Annotated in this window: 23 protein-coding genes; 20 read left to right on the forward strand and 3 right to left on the reverse strand. The window is 39.1% G+C overall.

Annotation, left to right across the window (positions count from 1 at the left end; all coding sequences use genetic code 11):
- The first annotated feature begins 40 nt into the window (after positions 1–40).
- Positions 41–925 (forward strand): ACP S-malonyltransferase, encoded by an 885-nt coding sequence (gene fabD / locus I6J03_RS09620; RefSeq protein ID WP_003000266.1) that lies wholly within the window; start codon positions 41–43, stop codon positions 923–925.
- A gap of 49 nt (positions 926–974) precedes the next feature.
- Here fabD and I6J03_RS09625 read toward each other — a convergent pair whose 3' ends face one another.
- The gene (locus tag I6J03_RS09625) at positions 975–1,703 is read right to left on the reverse strand and encodes an RDD family protein (RefSeq protein ID WP_003013055.1); all 729 of its coding nucleotides are present in this window, start codon (positions 1,701–1,703) and stop codon (positions 975–977) included.
- A 31-nt stretch (positions 1,704–1,734) separates the two neighbouring features.
- Between I6J03_RS09625 and I6J03_RS09630 the strand changes: the two genes are divergently transcribed.
- From I6J03_RS09630 to I6J03_RS09655, 6 genes are read left to right on the forward strand one after another with little or no spacing between them, the layout of a single operon-like run.
- The gene (locus I6J03_RS09630) at positions 1,735–2,697 is read left to right on the forward strand and encodes a stage II sporulation protein M (RefSeq protein ID WP_115168813.1); all 963 of its coding nucleotides are present in this window, start codon (positions 1,735–1,737) and stop codon (positions 2,695–2,697) included.
- Complete coding sequence (locus tag I6J03_RS09635) at positions 2,688–3,605, forward strand: hypothetical protein (protein ID WP_003013051.1); 918 nt, start codon at positions 2,688–2,690, stop codon at positions 3,603–3,605. The genes I6J03_RS09630 and I6J03_RS09635 overlap by 10 nt, the downstream gene beginning before the upstream one ends.
- Positions 3,595–4,431, forward strand: a complete 837-nt coding sequence (locus tag I6J03_RS09640; RefSeq protein WP_003013047.1) for a hypothetical protein — start codon at positions 3,595–3,597, stop codon at positions 4,429–4,431. The genes I6J03_RS09635 and I6J03_RS09640 overlap by 11 nt, the downstream gene beginning before the upstream one ends.
- Positions 4,428–5,639, forward strand: a complete 1,212-nt coding sequence (locus I6J03_RS09645) for a DUF4350 domain-containing protein (RefSeq protein WP_232279876.1) — start codon at positions 4,428–4,430, stop codon at positions 5,637–5,639. The genes I6J03_RS09640 and I6J03_RS09645 overlap by 4 nt, the downstream gene beginning before the upstream one ends.
- Positions 5,636–6,628: an AAA family ATPase gene (locus I6J03_RS09650; protein WP_003013040.1), complete on the forward strand. Its 993-nt coding sequence runs from the start codon at positions 5,636–5,638 to the stop codon at positions 6,626–6,628. The genes I6J03_RS09645 and I6J03_RS09650 overlap by 4 nt, the downstream gene beginning before the upstream one ends.
- Positions 6,625–7,956: a DUF58 domain-containing protein gene (locus I6J03_RS09655; RefSeq protein WP_003013038.1), complete on the forward strand. Its 1,332-nt coding sequence runs from the start codon at positions 6,625–6,627 to the stop codon at positions 7,954–7,956. The genes I6J03_RS09650 and I6J03_RS09655 overlap by 4 nt, the downstream gene beginning before the upstream one ends.
- Here I6J03_RS09655 and I6J03_RS09660 read toward each other — a convergent pair.
- Together I6J03_RS09660 and metK are read right to left on the reverse strand one after the other, a co-directional pair.
- Entirely contained in the window at positions 7,948–8,364 is a 417-nt protein-coding gene (locus I6J03_RS09660) for a Dabb family protein (protein ID WP_003013035.1), read from the reverse strand. The two genes, I6J03_RS09655 and I6J03_RS09660, sit on opposite strands and share 9 nt — an antisense overlap.
- Before the next feature lie 117 nt (positions 8,365–8,481).
- A complete protein-coding gene (gene metK, locus I6J03_RS09665; protein WP_003013032.1) occupies positions 8,482–9,735 on the reverse strand; it encodes a methionine adenosyltransferase in 1,254 nt (417 codons plus the stop codon).
- Positions 9,736–10,045: 310 nt separating this feature from the next.
- Here metK and I6J03_RS09670 point away from each other — a divergent pair, with 310 nt between their 5' ends.
- The 13 genes from I6J03_RS09670 (at position 10,046) to I6J03_RS09730 (ending at position 21,226) form a co-directional block, all read left to right on the forward strand.
- Positions 10,046–10,924, forward strand: coding sequence for a diacylglycerol/lipid kinase family protein (locus I6J03_RS09670; RefSeq protein WP_003013030.1), 879 nt, complete (start codon positions 10,046–10,048; stop codon positions 10,922–10,924).
- Between the two features lie 9 nt (positions 10,925–10,933).
- Positions 10,934–11,284: a translation initiation factor gene (locus tag I6J03_RS09675; RefSeq protein ID WP_003013028.1), complete on the forward strand. Its 351-nt coding sequence runs from the start codon at positions 10,934–10,936 to the stop codon at positions 11,282–11,284.
- A gap of 442 nt (positions 11,285–11,726) precedes the next feature.
- Entirely contained in the window at positions 11,727–12,557 is an 831-nt protein-coding gene (locus tag I6J03_RS09680; RefSeq protein ID WP_003013025.1) for a MotA/TolQ/ExbB proton channel family protein, read from the forward strand.
- 98 nt (positions 12,558–12,655) lie between these two features.
- On the forward strand, positions 12,656–13,312 hold the full coding sequence (locus I6J03_RS09685) for an ExbD/TolR family protein (protein WP_003013022.1): 657 nt from the start codon (positions 12,656–12,658) through the stop codon (positions 13,310–13,312).
- A gap of 31 nt (positions 13,313–13,343) precedes the next feature.
- The gene (locus I6J03_RS09690) at positions 13,344–13,895 is read left to right on the forward strand and encodes an ExbD/TolR family protein (protein WP_003000221.1); all 552 of its coding nucleotides are present in this window, start codon (positions 13,344–13,346) and stop codon (positions 13,893–13,895) included.
- A gap of 36 nt (positions 13,896–13,931) precedes the next feature.
- Complete coding sequence (locus I6J03_RS09695) at positions 13,932–14,810, forward strand: energy transducer TonB (RefSeq protein ID WP_003000219.1); 879 nt, start codon at positions 13,932–13,934, stop codon at positions 14,808–14,810.
- A gap of 294 nt (positions 14,811–15,104) precedes the next feature.
- Complete coding sequence (locus I6J03_RS09700; RefSeq protein ID WP_003013019.1) at positions 15,105–16,055, forward strand: PstS family phosphate ABC transporter substrate-binding protein; 951 nt, start codon at positions 15,105–15,107, stop codon at positions 16,053–16,055.
- 39 nt (positions 16,056–16,094) lie between these two features.
- Positions 16,095–17,813: a tetratricopeptide repeat protein gene (locus tag I6J03_RS09705; RefSeq protein WP_003013016.1), complete on the forward strand. Its 1,719-nt coding sequence runs from the start codon at positions 16,095–16,097 to the stop codon at positions 17,811–17,813.
- A 118-nt stretch (positions 17,814–17,931) separates the two neighbouring features.
- A complete protein-coding gene (locus tag I6J03_RS09710) occupies positions 17,932–18,312 on the forward strand; it encodes an NADH-quinone oxidoreductase subunit A (RefSeq protein WP_003000211.1) in 381 nt (126 codons plus the stop codon).
- A 106-nt stretch (positions 18,313–18,418) separates the two neighbouring features.
- Positions 18,419–18,973: an NADH-quinone oxidoreductase subunit B gene (locus tag I6J03_RS09715; protein ID WP_003013014.1), complete on the forward strand. Its 555-nt coding sequence runs from the start codon at positions 18,419–18,421 to the stop codon at positions 18,971–18,973.
- Positions 18,966–19,469 (forward strand): NADH-quinone oxidoreductase subunit C, encoded by a 504-nt coding sequence (locus tag I6J03_RS09720; protein ID WP_003013011.1) that lies wholly within the window; start codon positions 18,966–18,968, stop codon positions 19,467–19,469. The genes I6J03_RS09715 and I6J03_RS09720 overlap by 8 nt, the downstream gene beginning before the upstream one ends.
- Positions 19,470–19,482: 13 nt before the next feature.
- Positions 19,483–20,718 (forward strand): NADH-quinone oxidoreductase subunit D, encoded by a 1,236-nt coding sequence (locus tag I6J03_RS09725; RefSeq protein ID WP_003000205.1) that lies wholly within the window; start codon positions 19,483–19,485, stop codon positions 20,716–20,718.
- A complete protein-coding gene (locus I6J03_RS09730; protein WP_003013010.1) occupies positions 20,711–21,226 on the forward strand; it encodes an NADH-quinone oxidoreductase subunit NuoE family protein in 516 nt (171 codons plus the stop codon). The genes I6J03_RS09725 and I6J03_RS09730 overlap by 8 nt, the downstream gene beginning before the upstream one ends.
- Position 21,227: the final 1 nt, after the last annotated feature.

Raw genomic sequence — 21,227 nt, forward strand, 5'->3', positions numbered from 1 at the left:
TATTTAAGTATATTTGTTCCATTAACAATCAAGATAAGATATGAAAACAGCTTACGTGTTTCCGGGTCAGGGCGCTCAATTTGTAGGAATGGGCCAGGATTTGTATAATTTGAATGATGAAACAAAGGCTCTGTTCGAACAGGCTAATGATATTTTAGGATTTCGTATCACCGACATAATGTTCAATGGTACGGATGAAGAGTTGAAACAAACCAAAGTAACACAACCTGCTATTTTCCTGCATTCTGTAATCCTAGCGAAAGCTTTGGGCGAAAACTTCAAGCCGGACATGGTTGCAGGGCACTCATTAGGTGAATTTTCAGCATTGGTAGCTGCAGGAGCACTGACTTTTGAAGACGGTTTACAATTGGTAGCCAAACGTGCGAATGCTATGCAAAAGGCGACTGAAATCGAGCCCTCAGCAATGGCAGCGATTTTGGGTCTTGAAGATGCCATAGTCGAAGAAACTTGTGCTAAGGTAGAGGAAACAGTTGTCGCTGCAAACTTTAACTGTCCCGGGCAGGTGGTTATCTCGGGTACGGTAGCAGGAGTGGATAAAGCTTGTGAGTTGTTATTGGCTGCAGGTGCTAAGCGTGCTTTGAAACTTAATGTCGGTGGCGCATTCCACTCTCCTTTGATGGAGCCGGCACGTGTAGAACTTCAGGCAGCTATCGAAGCGGTAGACATCAAAAGTCCGGTTTGTCCGATCTATCAGAATGTAGATGCCAAGCCGCAGACTGACCCTGCTGTAATTAAAGAAAATCTTATTGCACAACTCACAGGAGCTGTTCGCTGGACACAGACGGTACAACATATCCTAAGTGACGGAGCAGAAGCGTTTGTCGAAGTAGGACCAGGCAATGTGCTGCAAGGATTGGTGAAGAAAGTAGATCGCCAGATCCCGACTTCAGCTGCAACAGTATAATTGATATAATATAGAATAGAAAAGTCCCATTCATTTGAATGGGACTTTTCTATTTATTGCGGAATATCGTATAATGATCTTTTATAATAATATCAATAAACTCTTCCGGATTTCTGTCCCGTTGAATGCCTAATATCTGTTCAAGTCTGGCGGATAAAGCCCAGATAATATTGTAGTCTTTACGCTTAAATCCCTTATTGAAAACATCTTTTATAGTGTTAGCATCCTGATCGCTTAATTTGATGACCTGTGGATACATAACAGCTCTCTCTGCTGTTATTTCTGCAAACAAAGTATGGCTGAGCAGCGTATTCGTCTGCGTGCTGATCACTGTGGTATCTGCTGCCAGATCTCCGATACGCTGTCCCTTTTTGGACAGAATGATACTGCTCATTCCCAATGCTCCCATGCAAAGGAAAATATCGACAATGGAACATACCCAACGAATAAAATACTGATAAGCAGTAGCTCTTGTTCCGTCAATTTTGACAACCTTGATTTTCATTATCTTTTTTCCGAGTGTCTGCCCCGAAAGGACTGTTTCCATGACAAACGGATAAAAGAAAGCCGGAAGCATAAACAGACTGTATAATCCCATTGTCGTCCATGAATCTGATAAAAAGCCTGCTCCGGAATACTTCAAAATAAGAACGGCAAGAATAACATAAGCTATAACAATAAGCTGATCTATCCCAAAGGCAATAATCCGGGCTCCTAAAGTGGCTAAATTATATTCAAATTTTACGTTTTGAGGGGTGTTTATTAAGAGCTTATTCATATATTTGAGTACATGCGTCGATTATTTAATTATGCGAGAACCTTCATTCATAGACCGAAATAAAGAAAAATGGGCAACTATTGAAAGCAATTTAGCAAATAAAGCTGATATTGATCCGGATGAATTAGCCTCTAACTATATCGAACTTACGAATGATTTGGCATATGCGCAAACTTTTTACCCGCAAAGTAAAACAAAGCAATATCTGAATGAATTGTCTCTTATTGCACATCAGAAGATTTATAAAGATCAGCGGGCATCAAACAATCAGTTTCTGCATTTTGTAAATTATGAAATTCCTGAGGCTATCTGGAAAATCAGAAAACAACTGCTCTACTCCCTGTTGATTTTCTGTCTTGCCGTAGGCATTGGTTTTCTGTCGGCACACTATGACGAACAATTTGTACGTCTGATATTAGGAGACGGATATGTAGACTATACAACAGAAAAAATAAAAGACGGAGATCCTGCTGCCATCTATGATGAAGGAGGAATGTTCGGATCTGCCTTAGCGATCACTATTAATAATGTTAGAGTGGCATTTTACGCTTTTATTTTTGGTATATTCTATAGTGTCGGCTCCGGTTATATTCTGTTTTCTAACGGAATTATGCTGGGAGCATTTCATTACATGTTTTTCAAGTACGGAGTCATGCAGGAGGCGATGTCTGCCATCTGGATCCACGGAACGATAGAGATTTCGGTGATTATCATTGCCGGAGGCTGCGGACTCACATTAGGAAACAGTATTCTGTTTCCGAAATCATATACCCGGATGGAATCTTTTAAACGGGGAGCCAAACTGGCCAGTAAAGTACTCATTAGTACTGTTCCGTTTTTCATCATTGCAGGTACTTTAGAAGGGTTTGTGACCCGTTTTTATCAGTCATCTTTAGCCATGTGCTTAGCTATTATTTTTGCGTCCTTATTCGCGATTGTATATTTTTATATTTGGAGACCGTATCAATTAGCCAGAAAATTTGAATGGAGTTAAACTTTGAGTTCAAAAAGGAACGTAAATTAGGAGAATTTGTACAGGATTTTGTGGATTTGCTGAAGATCGTTATCCGGCATTTCTGTGCTACGCTGTTTCGGCTTGCGGTTATTCCCCTTGCCATTCTGTTGTTACTCGTATTCTATCTGACGACTAAAGTCGATTTTAATGCAGACTTCAGTGCAGGAGATATGATGCAGATATGGGGACTCTTTATCGGGATAGTCTGTATACTTTTGTTGCTTTCTACTCTGTTTTTCGGCATTGCGATAGAATATTTTATTTTGTTGAAAAATCAGAACAATCTGGATTTCGGATCGGCAGAAGTCTGGAACAATTTTAAATTAAACTTTGGTAAATATTTTAGGTTTTTCGGTGCATCTATTCTGGTCATGTTAATCATGATCATCCCGTTTTTCTTTGTACTGATTATTGCTTCTTTTATTCCTTTTGTCGGTAACATCGTGGCCGGAGTTCTGATGTCCCTGATTGGAGTGTGGTTGTTCTGTGCTTTTATGTTATATAGAGAAGGTTACTATTCTCTTGGCAGCTGTTTTAGTGAGGCCTATCATCTCCTGAAGAAAAAAGTATACGACTATGGTGTATCCTCTTATATCGTCAGTGCCATTTTTCAGGTTCTGCTGATGATGATGACCCTCATCCCGGCATTGATACTGGGACTGATTGCTTATAACACCGTAGGCTTCAATGACAATTTTTTTGATACCTTTTCAGGCAAATTAATTGTTTCCTTAGGAGGAACAATTTTCTCTCTGATTACAATCACCAGCTATATGTTCTCTGTACTCATTTCCGGATTGATATATGAATCCGCTAAAGAGTTACGGTTCGGAGAGAATATTTATGAGACAATAAATAATATTGGAAAGGAGGCAAATGGCCACTAATTTTCGTACCCTTATTCTTTCCATTTTCTTTATTACAATATCTTATCTCGGTTATGCTCAGGAACAGGACACGCTCTATACAGATCCTGATACAGCTACTTACGATGAGCCGATAGATGCAGCAGAAGAACTTATTACCAAGAAAAAACAACATCCCTATTGGGAAGAAGGATATTATAATAAGGTGCCGAGAATACATGATATCCCGGCAGTAGATACCGCAGAATTCAATAAAATGTTCAAAAAGTATCAGAGTGAAGAGTTTCTTTACAATGAAAAGGTACTGGAGAACATAAATTTTTTGAAGCGTTTAAAAAACAGGATTAATGACCTGCTCTCCTCTATTTTGCCGGATTTCTATTTTCAAAATCCCGAATGGATGTATAAACTTATCGGTGCTGTATTCGTCGTACTTCTGGTATACGTCCTCTACCGATTAATATTTACGGGGAAAAAACTCTATACTGTACAGGAAAAGGAAGACGACGAAGATGCGAGTGTTGCATTTGTGGAACGTAATCTTCTGCAGGTGGATGTACATACATTTGTAGAGCAGGCACTGAAAGATGAAAATTATTCCCTGGCCATTCGTTATCTCAATCTTCTGAATATTCAGACGCTGGCAAAAAAAGAATTGGTAAAGTGGAATTATACCAAAACCAATATTGAACTGATGAATGAAATGGACAACATAGAACTGAGAAAAGAGTTTGAAGCTTGTTCCAATGTATTTAATTATGTGTGGTTCGGTAATTTTCCTGTAACGAAGGAAAACTATGAACAGTATGCTACACTATTCCGTGAATTTCAAACTAAATGGTCATGAAAAATACGGGTAAGTTTGGAATTATAGTGTTGCTGATCGCGCTGGTATTGATTGCAATAATCGATGCAACCAGTCGTAAGCCTATAGACTGGCGCAAATCTTTTGATCAGCGGGACAAGATACCCTACGGATTATATGTGCTGCATCAGGAGCTGGGAAATATCCTTGGAAATGACCGTAAAATCGAAAGCACCAAAAAATCTGTTTATGAGACTTTAGAAGAGGATTCTTTGCATGCAAAGAATACTGCTTTTGTATTTGTTGGGGACTATATAGACATTATGGGAGCCACCGCCACAGAAAAATTGCTGCAATTTGCGAAAGAGGGAGGAGAAGTTTTCATATCAACAAATTATTATTCCACCAATCTCTTAGACACACTTAATCTGTCATCGGCCTATCTGGATGTAAATAAGTTTTCGGGATTTTCGTTATTAGGCGATATAAACTATTCCCTTGTCAATAATCGCAGGAGAATAAAATATGATAAGATAGAGCAGACATCAATCTTTGACCTTATCGATAGTACCAACATTTCCATTGTGGGCAATGCGTATGCGGGTAAGCATGCCGTACCTAACTTTGTGGAGGTATCCTGGGGCAAAGGCAAGCTCTATTTACATCATACGCCGGAAATGTTTACCAATTATTACATGCTGCAGCACCAAAAATATGATTATGCAGCTTCGGCATTGAAATTAATAAAAGCTAAGCATATCATCTGGTGTGACAATTATTACAGGGAAGGACAGCCAAGTACACCGTTGCGTATGATTCTTTCCTATGAAGGACTTCGTGAAGCATGGTATCTGTTATTATTTGGTCTGCTGCTATTTCTGTTGTTCCGAAGCAAACGTGAACAACGGGCTGTAGAGGTGGTGAAACCAGAACCAAATCTGTCTAAAGAATTTGCTAAAACCATCGGAACGCTATATTATGAAAATGGCGAACCCGGAAATATGATAGATAAGAAAATAGATTATTTCCTTTTCGATATCCGCAATCATTTTCATCTCGATACGCTGCAGCTGAAGGATGAGAAGTACCTTAGCAATCTGTCTCTGAAATCAGGAATCCCACTTGCTGAAACTGAAGAATTGATGAATTTGATAACGAGGTACAGGAATAGAAAAGATCTGTCTACTTATGATCTCAAATTTATAAATAGTAAAATAGAAGAATTCAAGACTAAATCTAATATGATATGAACGAGTTAGAAAAATATATGCCCAACTTTGAAAGCCGTCTCGATCTGACAGAATTACAGGATAAGATGGAATCGGTGAAAAGGGAAGTGAAAAAAGTAATCGTAGGGCAGGATCAGGTCATCAATATGCTGTTAATGTCTATTCTGTCATCCGGACATTCTCTGATCGAAGGTCTGCCCGGAGTCGCTAAGACGCTGACGGCAAAGTTGATTGCCAAAACGATCAACAGTACTTTTCGACGTATCCAGTTCACCCCCGATCTGATGCCTTCAGATGTAACCGGATCGTCTATTCTGGATCTGAAATCTAATGAGTTTGAGTTTAGAAGAGGGCCGATTTTTGGTAATATTATTCTGATTGATGAGATCAACCGCGCCCCGGCAAAGACGCAGGCCTCACTTTTCGAATGTATGTCCGAGCGGCAGGTGACAGTAGACGGAAATACCTATCCAATGGATACCCCTTTTATTGTTTTAGCAACCCAGAATCCGATAGAGCACGAAGGGACTTATCGTTTGCCGGAGGCACAGCTGGATCGTTTCCTGTTTAAAATAGTCGTTAATTATCCTGAATTCAGTCAGGAACTGACCATATTAAAAGAACACCATGCGCAAAAGGCCGGCAATAAAGAAGCGTTGGTCCAGCAGGTCGTTTCGGGTGAAGAGATAGTACTCTTCCAGTCGCAGGTCAAACTGGTATTTGCACATGAAGATGTGCTGCATTATATAGCACAGATTATCGTGCAGACCCGAACTAATCCTAACCTGACCTTAGGAGCATCGCCGAGAGCTTCGATCGCGATTCTTGAAGCGTCAAAAGCATCTGCAGCACTTCTTGGACGAGATTTTATTACTCCGGACGATGTCAAATATGTAGCTCCTGCCATTCTTGGTCACAGAGTGACCCTGACTCCTGAAAAGGAAATGGAAGGATTCACAACAGAATTTATTATCAAACAAATTGTAGACGGCGTAGAGATTCCAAGATGATCAGGCATATAAGAAGACTTTATTTTACCAATCAATTTTTCTATTCCTTATTAGGAATGGCTCTTTTGTTTACGATTTCCTTTTTTGTGAAGGGAATGTTTCTGGTAGTAGGTATTGTCTTCTGGCTGCTGTTGATCTGTTGGATATGGGATCTTATGTTTTTGCATTTTGGTAAGAACAGAGTTGAGATTGAGCGACATTATCCGGAAAAGCTATCTAACGGAGATGACAATCATTTTGAGCTTGCTTTTATAAGTCATTATCCGAAAAAAATAAAGGCAAGAATTCTGGAAGAATTTCCAATGCAGTTGCAGATTCGCGGAAAGGAATTTGAAATAGAGCTGCCGTCTTTAATTCCGAAACATGTTGAATATGAATTGAGACCGACTAAAAGAGGTATATATGAATTCGGAAGATGCCATGTGCTGGTCCGGAATCTTGGCTTCTTCGAACGGAAATTTCTTTTGGAAGAATCCTTAAAAATACCATGTTACCCGTCATTTATTCAGTTGCGAAAATATCAGCTTATGGCAACAACAGACAGACTGAAAGAGATGGGAATCAAGCGGATCCGCAAAATCGGCTCAACTCTGGAGTTTGATCATGTGCGGGAATATGTGAGAGGAGATGAATACCGCTTTATGAATTGGAAAGCTTCTGCCAAACATAAAAAGTTGATGGTCAATCAGTATCAGGAAGAGAAATCTCAGCCCATATATTCCTTTATTGATACCGGCCGTGCCATGCGCATGCCGTTTAACGAGATGACTTTACTGGATTATTCGATCAATTCTGTACTTGTTTTGTCCAATGCCGCAATACTGAAGCAGGACAGAGCCGGAATGCTGACGTTCTCAAACGGGATTGCAAATCATATTCCTGCGGAGAAGAGAAATAATCAGATGCAGAAGGTATCAGAGGCATTATATAGTATTACTACGTTATTTGAAGAATCTGAATTTGGAAAGTTATATGCATTTGCCAATAAGCATATTAATAAGAGATCTCTGATTTTTGTTTATACCAATTTTGAGACAATGGATAGTCTGAACAGGCAGATGCCTTATCTCAAAATGATCAACAAGACCCATATCGTTGTCGTCGTTGTCTTTAAGAATACCGAACTGATCCAAATGGCAAAAGAGAGCACACATTACACGATAGATATATATAACCAGATCATAGCAGAGAAATTTGTTTATGAAAAGAGTCTTATTATTCAGGAGCTTAACCGTCAGGGAATTCAGACCATTTATACTGCGCCGGAACAGCTGACTATCAATTCAATAAACAAATATCTTGAAATAAAGGCGCGAGGGTTAATCTAACTGGGTATCATGGACGAGTACTTTTGTCCAGTTACTGCTGAAATCTTCTATTGCCTTCAGATGAATAGGGTGAGTCTCATAAGTATTGATGTATTCCATCTTTTCAAATATCACAATCAGATTATATGTCCAGCTATTATCTACCACGGGTCGTTGACTTGTTTCTGCAGGACGGCCATAGCGAAGACTTTTAATATTAGGTACTTTTCTCAGGGCTTCAAAAAACTTCGTAAAATCTTTAACCTGTTGGGCTGTAAGGTCTTCTTTCAGCCAGAAATATACCGAATGTATAATCTGTATGTTTTCGACAACAGCGAAGGAAGATTTTGACTGAGCAAGAGCAGATACAGCTAACACTGAAGTACCGATAGTCGCAGCGGAAGACTGAATAAATTTTCTTCTTTTCATAGTATGTTTGTGTTGATAGTCTTAAAGATAGTAATAATTACAGCGGGATAAAACAGAAAAAAGGGCTTATCACATCGTGATAAGCCCTTTAAAATTTTTATAAGGTCAAAAAGTATATTAGATATTAAATGCCGCTTTGATTTGATCTACAAAATCTAATTTTTCCCATGTGAACAGCTCTACTTCTACTGTTTTTTGCTCACCATTGCTGTTTTCAAAAGTTTTGGTTACAGATCTTGGGGTACGCCCCATGTGACCATAAGCTGCCGTCTCCGAGTAGATCGGGTTTCTTAATCCAAGACGGGTTTCGATTCCGTAAGGAGTCATATCAAATAACTCAGAGATCTTTTGTGCAATCTGTCCGTCGGTCAGATTCACTTTGCTGGTGCCGTAAGTATTTACATATACACCCATCGGATCTTTAACGCCGATAGCATAGGATACTTGTACTAATATTTCTTCAGCAACTCCTGCTGCTACCAGATTTTTTGCAATGTGACGTGTTGCATAAGCCGCAGAGCGGTCTACCTTGGAAGGATCTTTTCCTGAGAAAGCACCACCTCCGTGAGCACCCTTGCCTCCGTAGGTATCCACAATGATTTTACGCCCAGTCAATCCTGTATCTCCGTGAGGACCTCCGATTACAAATTTTCCGGTCGGATTAATGTGAAATTTGATCTTATCATCAAATAAGGATTGCAATTCTGGTTTTAGCTGAGCTTTTACACGAGGAATCAGGATTGCTTTAATATCTTCCTTGATCTTATTCAACATTGTTGATTCTTCATCAAAATCATCATGTTGTGTAGAGATCACAATAGTATCAATGCGTACGGGCTTGTGATTGCTGTCATATTCTAAGGTCACCTGAGACTTGGCATCGGGACGCAGATAAGTGATTTCTTTATTTTCTCTGCGCAAATCTGCCAGTTCGTAAAGCAGACGGTGCGAAAGATCAAGTGCTAAAGGCATGTAATTTTCGGTCTCATTGGTCGCATAACCAAACATGATACCCTGATCACCGGCACCTTGTTCTTGTTTTGTTTTGCGGTCTACCCCCTGGTTGATGTCTGCAGACTGCTCGTGGATTGCAGATAATATACCACAGGAATTGGCTTCAAACATATATGCCGATTTGGTATAACCGATTCTTTCAATGACAGAACGTGCAATTTTCTGTACGTCCAGATATATCTTGGATTTCACCTCACCGGCAAGTACAACCTGACCTGTAGTGACTAAAGTTTCGATTGCTACACGTGCATCCTGATCCCAAGCAAGGAAATTATCTATTAATGCATCTGAAATTTGATCGGCAACTTTGTCAGGATGTCCTTCCGAAACCGATTCTGAAGTAAATAAATAAGCCATAAGTATTACTAATTAATGTAGACATACTCGCTGATAAGAAGGTAGAAACACAGGGAAGTGGAAAAACACCGAATGAAATAGTTTTAGCACTTTTTTACTGTGGTTGCAATCTCCTGTTACTGAGCTTCTGCCCGTAACGCAAATCAGTCCACAAATTATTCGGCAAAGCTACAACTCTTTGACGAAATATAAAATTCAATTTTATACTCTACAATTAAAAATGAAAATTCAATGATATTAAAATTAACATTCATTATGTATACGGGCTTTTGTCTATCTTTATCCGGAAAAAATACAAGTAAAGACCTTTATGGCCGAGAGAAAGCGAATATTATTTGTCGTCAATCCTATTTCAGGTGGAAAACGAAAGACTGCGTTCAATAAGCAGGTTCTTGAGGTATTAGATCTTCAGAAATTTAATCCTACTTTTCAGCAGACGAATCATCCAAATCATGCTTATGAACTTGGAAAGCTGGCAATTGAAGAAAAATATGATGCAGTCGTAGCGGTGGGAGGAGACGGAACCATCAATGAACTTGGCTCCGCATTAGTTGGGTCGGATATTCCTTTGGGAATTATTCCCGAAGGTTCTGGAAACGGACTTGCCCTATATCTGGGTATTCCGATGAATGAAGCCGCTGCACTGCGGAGGCTAAACCGGTTTGAAGCTGTAGAAGTTGACTCCGGTCTGATCAATGACCGTAATTTTTTCAACATAGCCGGTATTGGATTTGATGCATCCGTGAGTGACCGCTTTGCCAATGAAAATATAAGAGGCCCTATCGGATATCTCAAATCGGCTATTAATGTACTTAGCAATTATAAACCCTGCATGTATAAATTGACCATTGACGGTGTGGAGTATGAGCGTGAGGCTTTCATGATCAGTGTGGCCAATTCACCACAGTACGGAAATAATGCGTATATCGCTCCGCAGGCATCCGTTAATGACGGCGTGCTGGATGTTTGTATTGTGCACAAATTTCCGCTTTATACATTACCCATGATGGTATTTCATCTGTTTAATAAATCTGCAGATCAGTCCGAGTATGTAGAAATCATTCCGGGCAAAGAAATCACCATTGAACGCGAAAAAGATGGTGCTGCACATGTGGATGGAGAGCCGTTTGAATTAGGCAAAAAACTAGATATACGAATCTTACCAAAATCCCTTCGGATAATTTGTTAACTTAGTTCTATGAATAAGCATAAAAAACAACGTTTTGAAGGAATTGTATATTCCACTTCTGACGATTTTGATTATCAGGAGAGCGATATTACAGAAGAAGCAGAGACTTTGCCTGCCAATAAGCAGTTGCTGAAAGTAATGCTTGACCGCAAAATGAGAAAGGGAAAAGTTGTTACAATTGTAACCGGTTTCATAGGTTCGGATGCTGACCTTGAAATCTTAGCGAAAAAATTGAAACAAAAATGTGGAGTGGGCGGTACCTCTAAAAATGGTGAAATTATGATTCAAGGTGATTTTAAACAAAAAATAGTTGACTTGTTGAACCAGGACGGCTATAAAGTCAAAGTCGTTGGTGGATAGTTGTTTACGCATCGATTATAACCTAAATATTAACTTTTTGTAACAGAACTGATGCAATAACTCTGATAATTTGACGTTTAAAAAACACTTAGTTACAAGAGTATCCATGTGAGTAATCACTTACTTATTTTTAACACTTAATGATTTATTAATTTGCATATCATAAAAAAAATGGTTTTCATTGTAAAAAATTACAGCATTAAGCATGATTTTGACATGATAAGAATGACGGGCAATGATTCTGCTGATGTATTGTTCGTTTTAAAACGTGAAAATCAAAATGAAAATTTAGAAAATTGTATTTTAATGCAACATTAATTTTATTTTTATTACAAAATGCTATATTTGTTTCTCACATGAGTAACAGATATAGATCTAGATTGCACATAATTGAATTAAACATTATATTAAACAACAGTAAAAAATCTAAAATTTAGTAAAAATGGCAAACGCACCAAAAACAACTAGTCCTGCAAAACAAGAGAGCGGAAATTCAGGTTCCCTATTTGCAAGTTTAGCAATCATCATTTGTTTCATTGTTGGTTTCGTAGTATGGAAATATGTAATGGGAGCTCCTTCTAACTTCCAGGAAAATAATCCAGAAAACCAACCTCTTCCAGGAAACTACTTAGGAATGGTATACCACGCAGGTGCTATCGTACCTATCCTTATCGGTTTATTCTTAATGGTGTGGGTCTTCTCTATTGAGCGCTTGATCGTTATCAACAAAGCTTCAGGTACTGGTAATGTTGGTAACTTCGTAAGAAAAGTACAAACGTTAATCAACGGTGGTAACATTGACACAGCTATCGCTGAGTGTGACAAACAAAAAGGTTCTGTTGCAAACGTAATCAAAGCAGGTTTATTGAAATACAAAGACGTTTCTGCTAACCCAGGTCTTGATTCAGAAAAATCAGCATTAGCTATCCAGAAAGAAATCGAAGAGACAACAGCATTGGAAATGCCTATGTTGGAGAAAAACTTAAACGTTATAGCAACATTAGTTTCTATCGGTACGTTGACAGGTCTATTAGGTACAGTAACAGGTATGATCAAGGCCTTCTCTGCATTAGCAACAGGTGGTGCTCCGGATTCAGCTAAATTAGCAAACGGTATCTCTGAGGCCCTTATCAATACAGCAACAGGTATTGCGACTTCTACATTCGCTATCGTAATGTATAACATCCTTACTGCAAAAATCGATAAATTAACTTACTCAATTGACGAGGCTGGTTTCTCAATCGTACAAACGTACGCGGCTAACCACAAATAAGAATCTGATGTTTTTTACGATTCTTTTATGGAATCATAAAACGAAAAGCATCATATAGTCAAAGTATATTGAGTAATTAATTTTAGAAGTAAAGAAAAATGGGAAAAGCTAAAGTAAAAAGAACGAGTACGTCAATCGACATGACAGCCATGTGTGACGTATCCTTCTTGCTTCTTACATTCTTCGTATTGACATCTACAGCACGTCAACCGGAAGCATTCCCTGTAGACACACCAGCTTCTACCACAAAAGATAAATTGCCGGATACTAATCTTGGTATTATCACAATCGGTGGAGAAGGAAAAGTGTTCTTCGGAGTGAAAGAACGTGAAGTTCGCAAAAGGATGTTAGAAAGAATGTCGGCGAAGTACAATATTCAATTCTCTCAAGAGGATTACAAAAAATTCGAATTAGCTGAAGATTTTGGTGTTCCGATTAAGAATTTGCGCCAGCTTTTGACACTTGACGTGAGTCAGCGTGTACAGCCGGGAGTGCAAACAGGTATTCCTGTTGATAGTACAGAGAATAATACGAACGAATTGTATCATTGGGTTCAGTCAGCAAGATTAGCGACAGCTGAGATTACAAAAGAAAAAGAAAGCGAGAAGGATTTTGTTGATCCGGGACCGATGAAAATTGCAATCAAAGCAGATGCTAACGAGAAGTATCCATCAATTAATTTAGTAATTGAGACTCTTCGTAACCAAAAGCAGAACAAATTCAGTTTTGTAACAGGTCTAAAAGGTAACGAATAATTAACGTCTCATTTTAATTAAATAGAAGAAAATGGCAGAATTAAATCAAGACTCCGGTAAACAGGGGAAAGGTGGAAAAGTAAGAAGTAAGAAAAATGGTGGTAAAGTCGATTTGACAGCCATGGTTGACCTTGCGTTCTTATTGATTACTTTCTTCATGTTAACTACGTCTTTAAACAAGCCTCAAGCGATGGACGTTGCAATGCCTGATAAGAATAAAATGGACGCTACTGACAATCTGGAGATTGCAGATAACCGCTCTATCACATTATTATTAGGTTCTGACAATAAGATTTTATGGTACTACGGACAATTAAAAAGTCCGATTACCCCTCCTACAGCCATTGATTATGGTAAGGACGGTCTTCGTAAAGTCATTACTGAAATGAAAGCAAGAGTTCCGGCTGCTGCTGGAGGAAAGGATTTGATCGTAGTAATCAGACCTAGTGAGAAATCTGTTCAACGTAATCTTGTCGATGTATTAGACGAGATGAAAATTGTAGATATCAAACGATATATGATTTCAAAAATCACTCCTGAAGAAATAGATGTGTTAAAGCGTGAGAATTTGTATAACGACTAGTTTTATAAAATTTTAAACGCAAAAAAATAAGAAATTATGTTTGGTTCAAAATTAGATTTATTCAAAAAGGAATGGCTAGACGTTGTTTTTGCGAATAGAAATAAGGAATATGGAGCTTACCAGCTTCGTAAACTGGCACCAAGAGCGACTAACGTTGGTTTAGCAGCTGTTATAGGGTTGGTTATCCTTTTGAGTATTCCAAAGATTTTCAACATCAAGTTGATTCCAGATAAGCCGGTAGAACCACCTCCAGTAATCACAGAAGTGACGCTGGAAGATTTGGAGATCCCGGAGCCGCCTAAAGAGGAAGAAGAGCCTCTTCCGGCGGAAGAACAACCACAGCGTATCGCTCAGGAACCACCTGCTGAAGACCTTATCCGTTTTCCGGAGCCTAAAGTAGTTCCTAAAAATCAAGTGAAAGAAGAAGTGGCTGCTCAGGAAGACTTTAAAGACGACAAGAAAACTCCAGCTCGTATTACGCTTAAAGGTACTAAAGGTGCATCCGGCGTTCCGACAGGAGAGTTTGGTCCTAAAAAAGTCGATGGTGCTGTTACTGGTACAGAAAAAGGTTCTCCTGATGGTACCGGTTCAAATGAAATCTTTACTGCGGTAGAGGTGAATCCAGAGCCACCGGGCGGTATGAAAACTTTCATGAAATGGATAGGCGATAACTACCAATACCCTTCTGCTGCATTGGAGCAAGGTGTAAATGGTGTGGTTCAAGTGTCATTCGTTGTAGAGAAAGATGGTAGTCTTACTGACATCAAAGTACAACGTGACTTACAGTATGGTACAGGTCAGGCTGCCGTAACGTTACTGAAAAAGGCTAAAAAATGGTCTCCAGGTATACAAAACGGACGTCCGGTACGTGTAGCATATACATTGCCAATTCGATTAAACACTATTAATCAGTAATTTGTGACAAGTAACAAATTTAACAATAGTACGAATAGTTACAGACAGAAATCGCCTCTAAAGCGATTTCTGTCCATTTTAGGACTATTTATGTTTGGCCTTTACTTTGTTTTGGGGCTGCTTATCATCTTCTGGAATAACTTTCCGTTAGAAATTAATCCTACCTATCGTACTTTTTTCGGGATTTTGCTTATTGTCTACTCTTTCATGAGATTTGCGAGACTTTGGCAAAATAATTTTAGGGATTAAAATCATTTCATTAATCTTTTTAGTAATTATCTAATCTATAGCTGTATGAACAAAAAGATAAGCTTTCGGATTATTATGATGGCAGTTGCCACAAGCCTGGCTGTGTTTACATCCTGCAGCAATCGGAGTTCTCAAGATGGATCCGATGAGGAAAAGGCGAAGCATGGAGATATCCTGAATGGAAGACTATCTGTAATAGTAGATGAGACACTTTTACCTATTATTGAAGAACAGGTAGATGTTTTTCAGAATTCATATAAAGACTCGAAAATAGAATTGGTATCTGCGCCTGAGGTAAAGGGAATTAACCTGTTACTGCAGGATCGGGCCAAGACGGCAATCATGACCAGAAAGCTGTCCGCAAGTGAGGAAGAATATTTTAAAAAGAAATCTATTTCTCCAAAAGTATTTCAGATAGCTACAGATGCCGTTGTTTTTATTAGTAATACAGGTCGGGCAGATACGAGTATTACTGTTGAAAATGTAGTAAAAATATTAAAGGGTGAAAATATCGGACAGAATTATTCGTTAATACTGGATAATGTCAATTCGAGCACACTACGTCAATTAAAAGATATTGGCAAAATCGAAAAAATTTCGGGTAAGGGGTTGAAAGCCATGGAAAACGGAGAGGAAGTGCTTTCTTACGTGGCTGAGCATACAGACGGAATAGGAATTATAAGCTATGATCAATGGCTAAATGCAAAACGTTCTTTTCAGAATAAAGATAAAATTCGTACCTTAAGCGTGCAAAATTCGTTAACAAAAGAAGGGGATAATAAATTTTATCTACCAAATCAGTCAACTTTGGCAGAGGGTTTGTATGTATTAAGTCGTCCGGTGTATATTTTAAACTATCAGCCGGATATGGGACTAGGGGTAGGCTTTTCTGCTTTCCTGACAGGAGACAGAGGTCAGCGAATTATGTTAAAGGCGGATTTAGTGCCTGCAACAATGCCGGGTAGAGAAATAATTATTAGGGATAAAGTAGAATAATTCGTTATTTAGAGAATATAAATAGAACACAAATAGATTATGACAAAAAGCAAATTATTTTTAAGTCTATTATTTGCAGGAGCTGTAGGAACAGCGAGTGCGCAGAGCTTGAAGGATGCTCAAGCTGCAATGGAGGCCGAGCAATATGATAAGGCGAAAGGTATTTTGGAGAACTTGGTTCAGAAAAAACCAAAGGATGGAGACAATTACTTTTACTTAGGTCAGATTTACCTGGTAAATGATAAAGTGGATTCAGCTGCTATTATCTTCAACAATGGTTTGACTAACGATCCTAAGTCGCAGTTAAACAATGTTGGTCTTGGTATTGTTGATTTGAAGAACAACAATAACTCTGCTGCTGAACAGAAGTTTACAACAGCAACTTCAAACTTAGGTAAGAAAGATTACTTACCATTATATTTTTCAGGTCGTGCTTTGATCGATGCTCCTAAGCCGGATTTCGCAAAAGCATTGGAGTATCTGACTCAGGCAAAAGCTAAAAATGCAAAAGATGCATTGGTACCTTTGGCATTGGGTGATGCTTATGCAGGAATGAACGAATCCAGTTTGGCTTATGTTCAGTATCGTGATGCAATTTCTCTTGATGAGGCATTAATCCGTGCGAAAATCGGTCAGGCTGTTATTACGCGTAGAGCACAGGCATATGACGTAGCTATTGAATCTTTGACTGCATTAAGTCAGGAATTCCCTAACTACGCACCTACTTACCGTGAATTGGCAGAGACTTATCACCTTTCTTCACTGAAAATTGATGATGAAGCAAAATACAAGGAAATCAATAAGCAAGGTGTTGATGCTTATAAAAAGTACATCGAATTAACTGGTGACAAGTCCTTAGAGGCAAAAATCAGATATGCAGATTTCTTGGTATATGCCCGTGAGTATGCTGAATTGAAAGCGGTTTCTGAAGAATTGGCTAAAAATCCGGATATCGATCCTAAAATTTACCGTTATTTAGGTTATATCGCTTACAACCAGGACAAAAACTATGCTAAATCAGCAGAATATCTTAATTCATTGTTCACAAAAATGAAACCTGAGCGTGTAATCTCACGTGACTACTTGTTCGCAGGTTTGGCTAATATCGGAGTTGCTTCTGCAGATACAACCGGTGCTTCTTCTGCTGCTGCAGATAAAGGATTGGAATTCCTGAAAAAAGCTGTTGAATTAGATAAAGAAGAATTGTTGCCGGAAATTGCTGAAACTGCATTCGCAAGATATCAGGATCGTGATATGGTAGCAGCTGCTAAGATTTTCGAGATCCCTGGTTCATTACCAGAGTCGGAATACTACTATGATGCTAACTACTACATCGGAGAGATCAATTACAACTTGGGTCAGAAGAAAGTATCTGCTGAAGAAGATGGTAAACCATTCTTTGATAAAGCAGATAAAGCTTTCGGTATTGTTATCGGAGCTACTAAACAAGAAGTTGTTGATAAATACTTAATTCCTGCATTATACTACAGAGGCTTTGCTCAGTTAGGTTTGGATAATCTGGAAGAGCCAGAGAAAATGCAAGGATTGTTTGTTCCTTCATTCACAAAATTGATTGAAGTGATCAAATCAAAACCGGCAGATCCTAAAAACAATGATTATTTAGTTGATGCAAACAACTACTTAGGAGTATTCAATTACGCAAAAGGTAACAATCCTAAAGCAAAAGAATTCTTCCAGGCTACATTAGCTATTAATCCTACGGATGAGTTTGCTAAATCGTATATGGAGGCGCTGTAATTCAGCTTCTAAACAATACATAAAAAGGTGGTCGATTTTTCGGCCACCTTTTTTATTATCTTGGATTTTAGCGTATAAAATGCTAATTTTAAAACATAAATAACCAAAAAATGTACACATGGAAACAGTAAACCTAGCCAGTGCACCCGTCGACTATTTACCTATATTGATACAACTGCTTGTGGCAGTGAGTTTTGGTGTAGGAACGATCATCATTACCCATATGATAGGTCCCAAAGTCAGGACCGAGAATAAACTTTCTTCCTTCGAATCCGGAGTTGAAGTAAAAGGAAATGCCCGTCAGCCTTTTTCCATTAAATACTTCCTGGTGGCTATTCTATTTGTCATTTTTGATATAGAGGTGATCTTTATGTACCCATGGGCGGTCAATTTCAGATCGTTTGGTATGCAAGGTTTGATCGAAATGTTTGTCTTTATGGGACTGTTACTTTTAGGCTTTATTTACATTATCAAGAAGAAGGCTCTGGACTGGGATTAGAATAATTCTAAATAATTTTTTGATTTACAATAAATTATATTTTACAGTACCTTTAGGAAGTAATCACTTTATAAGCGAGTCAATATAAACAATAAGAACTACTATTATGAGTAATGTCAAGTTGGCTGAAGCTCCTCCGGGAGTAGAAGGATCAGGATTTTTTGCGACAACTTTAGATAAAGCCATCGGTTTGGCACGTGCTAATTCCTTATGGCCATTACCTTTTGCTACTTCTTGCTGTGGTATTGAGTTTATGGCGACAATGGGATCTACTTATGATCTGGCGCGTTTCGGGGCAGAAAGACCGAGTTTTTCACCCAGACAAGCCGATATGTTATTAGTAATGGGGACCATTGCTAAAAAGATGGCTCCTGTGCTTAAGCAGGTATATGTACAGATGGCCGAGCCCCGTTGGGTGATCGCTGTCGGAGCATGTGCTTCCAGTGGCGGAATCTTCGATACATATTCCGTATTGCAGGGAATAGATGAGATTATCCCGGTAGATGTATATGTGCCAGGTTGTCCTCCAAGACCCGAAGCGATTTTAGATGGCGTACTGCGCCTTCAGGAGATTGTGAAGAATGAATCTCTCAACAGAAGAAATACACCTGAATATAAAGCATTGTTAGAAAAGTACGGAATAGTAACTGATAATGGATAAACTTACTAATATACAACTGTGGGAACGTCTGCAAGAGCATTTTGGGACTAAAGTCAAAAATGCATCTGAGTCTTACGGTCTTCTGACCATACAGACTTCAAAAACAGATATAATAGATGTACTGGCTTTTATAAAAGATGATACTATACTGCAGTTTATTTATCTGACGGATATTACAGCAGTACATTACCCAAATCAGGAAGAAGCTTTTGCCGTAGTTTATCATGTGCATAGCCTGGTTCATAATGTACGTATCCGTATTAAAGTCTTTATCGACGGACAACATCCTGCGATCCCGTCCGCAACGGTACTCTGGAACGGAGCTAACTGGATGGAGCGCGAGACATATGATTTCTTCGGAATCCAGTTTGAAGGACATCCTGATCTCAGAAGAATTTTGAATGTGGATGAAATGACGGTCTTTCCGATGCGAAAAGAGTATCCTCTGGAAGATCCGAACAGAGTAGATAAGAAGGATTTTTATTTTGGCCGATAACTAAATATTTGAGATGAGCGATTTTATAACCAAGATAACCCCCAATAGCCCCGTTTATTCCGATAACGATCCGCAAGATGAACTGATAACCCTGAATATAGGCCCTACTCACCCGGCGACACATGGTGTGTTTCAGAATGTAGTGCAGATAGATGGTGAACGCATCGTTAGTGGTGTCTCTACTATCGGTTATATACACAGAGCTTTTGAAAAAATTGCAGAGCATCGTCCATTCTACCAAATTACACCACTCACTGACCGGTTGAATTATTGTTCATCTCCTATTAATAATATGGGATGGCACATGACAGTTGAAAAACTGCTGAATATAGAGATTCCCAAACGTGTGCAGTATATGCGTGTCATCGTCATGGAACTGGCGCGGATTGCAGATCATATTATATGTAACGGTATTCTTGGTGTTGATACAGGAGCTTTCTCAGGCTTTTTGTATGTGATGCAGGAGCGTGAGTTTATATATGAGATCTTTGAGGAGATTTGTGGGGCGAGACTGACGACCAATATCGGCCGTATCGGCGGTTTTGAAAGAGATTTTAATGATGTCGCCTTTTTAAAGATAAGAGAATTTTTAGAACGCTTTCCTCCAGTCCTGACAGAGTTTGAGGAAATGTTTGTTCGTAACAGAATATTTATAGAGCGTACTTCCGGAGTGGCGGCTGTCACACCAGAGCAAGCTTTGAGTTATAGTTGGTCGGGTCCGATTCTTCGGGCTACAGGTATCGATTATGATGTGCGTGCACAAGAACCGTATTGCTCTTATGAAGAGTTTGATTTTGAAGTGCCTGTAGGAACTACGGGGGATGTGTACGATCGTTTTATGGTGCGTAATGCTGAAATGCGGCAATCTATGCGTATCATCGAGCAGGCTCTGGAGAAAATAGCAAGAGAACCTGCCGATGTGTTCCATGCTGATGTCCCGGAATTCTATCTTCCTCCAAAAGAACAGGTATATACGAATATGGAAGCTTTGATCTATCACTTTAAGATCGTGATGGGCGAATGGGAGACTCCGAAAGCAGAAGTTTATCACGCTGTAGAAGGCGCAAATGGTGAATTAGGATTTTACCTGATTCATGACGGAGGCCGCACACCCTATCGTTTGCATTTCAGAAGACCATCGTTTGTAAATTATCAGATGTTTGCTCCTATGAGTAGCGGTATGTTAATTTCGGACGCTATTATTAATATGAGTAGTTTAAACGTAATCGCAGGAGAGTTAGATGCTTAGTGTTAAAGAAAGTCAGCCCGTAGAATTTTCTGCTGAACTTTTGCAAAAGTTCGGAGAAGTGGTATCCCGTTATCCGGAAGGTAAACAGAAGTCTGCATTATTACCTGTTTTACATTTGGTCCAGGCTGAATTTGGCTGGCTGAGTGTGGATGCAATGGATAAGGTGGCACATTATCTGGATATACAGCCCATTGAAGTATACGAAGTGGCCACTTTTTATACTATGTATTTTCTGGAGCCTAAAGGAAAATATGTTCTTGAGGTATGTCGTACAGGACCTTGCTGTCTTGTCGGAGCGGAGAAAATCATGGATCATATTGAAAACCGTCTTGGTGTGAAAGAAGGAGAGGTCACTCCTGACGGGCTTTTTTCATGGAGAGGAGTGGAATGCGTTGCTGCCTGTGGATTTGGTCCGGTGTTGCAGATTGGTCCGGAGTATACATTCTATGAGAATCTGACTGTGGAAAGCGTGGATCAGCTCATAAACGAATTGAAAGAAAAACATTAAT

This window comes from Sphingobacterium spiritivorum (assembly GCF_016724845.1).
GTDB lineage: Bacteria > Bacteroidota > Bacteroidia > Sphingobacteriales > Sphingobacteriaceae > Sphingobacterium > Sphingobacterium spiritivorum_A.

Excerpts from the sequence above, each read along its gene's own strand:
- metK (WP_003013032.1), bottom strand. The coding sequence starts at position 9,735 with ATGGCTTATTTATTTACTTCAGAATCGGTTTCGGAAGGACATCCTGAC.
- I6J03_RS09720 (WP_003013011.1), top strand. The coding sequence starts at position 18,966 with ATGGATAAACTTACTAATATACAACTGTGGGAACGTCTGCAAGAGCAT.
- I6J03_RS09650 (WP_003013040.1), top strand. The coding sequence starts at position 5,636 with ATGAACGAGTTAGAAAAATATATGCCCAACTTTGAAAGCCGTCTCGAT.
- I6J03_RS09715 (WP_003013014.1), top strand. The coding sequence starts at position 18,419 with ATGAGTAATGTCAAGTTGGCTGAAGCTCCTCCGGGAGTAGAAGGATCA.
- I6J03_RS09710 (WP_003000211.1), top strand. The coding sequence starts at position 17,932 with ATGGAAACAGTAAACCTAGCCAGTGCACCCGTCGACTATTTACCTATA.
- I6J03_RS09695 (WP_003000219.1), top strand. The coding sequence starts at position 13,932 with ATGTTTGGTTCAAAATTAGATTTATTCAAAAAGGAATGGCTAGACGTT.
- I6J03_RS09690 (WP_003000221.1), top strand. The coding sequence starts at position 13,344 with ATGGCAGAATTAAATCAAGACTCCGGTAAACAGGGGAAAGGTGGAAAA.
- I6J03_RS09685 (WP_003013022.1), top strand. The coding sequence starts at position 12,656 with ATGGGAAAAGCTAAAGTAAAAAGAACGAGTACGTCAATCGACATGACA.
- I6J03_RS09670 (WP_003013030.1), top strand. The coding sequence starts at position 10,046 with ATGGCCGAGAGAAAGCGAATATTATTTGTCGTCAATCCTATTTCAGGT.
- I6J03_RS09675 (WP_003013028.1), top strand. The coding sequence starts at position 10,934 with ATGAATAAGCATAAAAAACAACGTTTTGAAGGAATTGTATATTCCACT.
- I6J03_RS09705 (WP_003013016.1), top strand. The coding sequence starts at position 16,095 with ATGACAAAAAGCAAATTATTTTTAAGTCTATTATTTGCAGGAGCTGTA.
- I6J03_RS09635 (WP_003013051.1), top strand. The coding sequence starts at position 2,688 with ATGGAGTTAAACTTTGAGTTCAAAAAGGAACGTAAATTAGGAGAATTT.
- I6J03_RS09660 (WP_003013035.1), bottom strand. The coding sequence starts at position 8,364 with ATGAAAAGAAGAAAATTTATTCAGTCTTCCGCTGCGACTATCGGTACT.
- I6J03_RS09725 (WP_003000205.1), top strand. The coding sequence starts at position 19,483 with ATGAGCGATTTTATAACCAAGATAACCCCCAATAGCCCCGTTTATTCC.
- I6J03_RS09730 (WP_003013010.1), top strand. The coding sequence starts at position 20,711 with ATGCTTAGTGTTAAAGAAAGTCAGCCCGTAGAATTTTCTGCTGAACTT.
- I6J03_RS09630 (WP_115168813.1), top strand. The coding sequence starts at position 1,735 with ATGCGAGAACCTTCATTCATAGACCGAAATAAAGAAAAATGGGCAACT.
- I6J03_RS09625 (WP_003013055.1), bottom strand. The coding sequence starts at position 1,703 with ATGAATAAGCTCTTAATAAACACCCCTCAAAACGTAAAATTTGAATAT.
- I6J03_RS09645 (WP_232279876.1), top strand. The coding sequence starts at position 4,428 with ATGAAAAATACGGGTAAGTTTGGAATTATAGTGTTGCTGATCGCGCTG.
- I6J03_RS09680 (WP_003013025.1), top strand. The coding sequence starts at position 11,727 with ATGGCAAACGCACCAAAAACAACTAGTCCTGCAAAACAAGAGAGCGGA.
- I6J03_RS09655 (WP_003013038.1), top strand. The coding sequence starts at position 6,625 with ATGATCAGGCATATAAGAAGACTTTATTTTACCAATCAATTTTTCTAT.
- I6J03_RS09640 (WP_003013047.1), top strand. The coding sequence starts at position 3,595 with ATGGCCACTAATTTTCGTACCCTTATTCTTTCCATTTTCTTTATTACA.
- I6J03_RS09700 (WP_003013019.1), top strand. The coding sequence starts at position 15,105 with ATGAACAAAAAGATAAGCTTTCGGATTATTATGATGGCAGTTGCCACA.
- fabD (WP_003000266.1), top strand. The coding sequence starts at position 41 with ATGAAAACAGCTTACGTGTTTCCGGGTCAGGGCGCTCAATTTGTAGGA.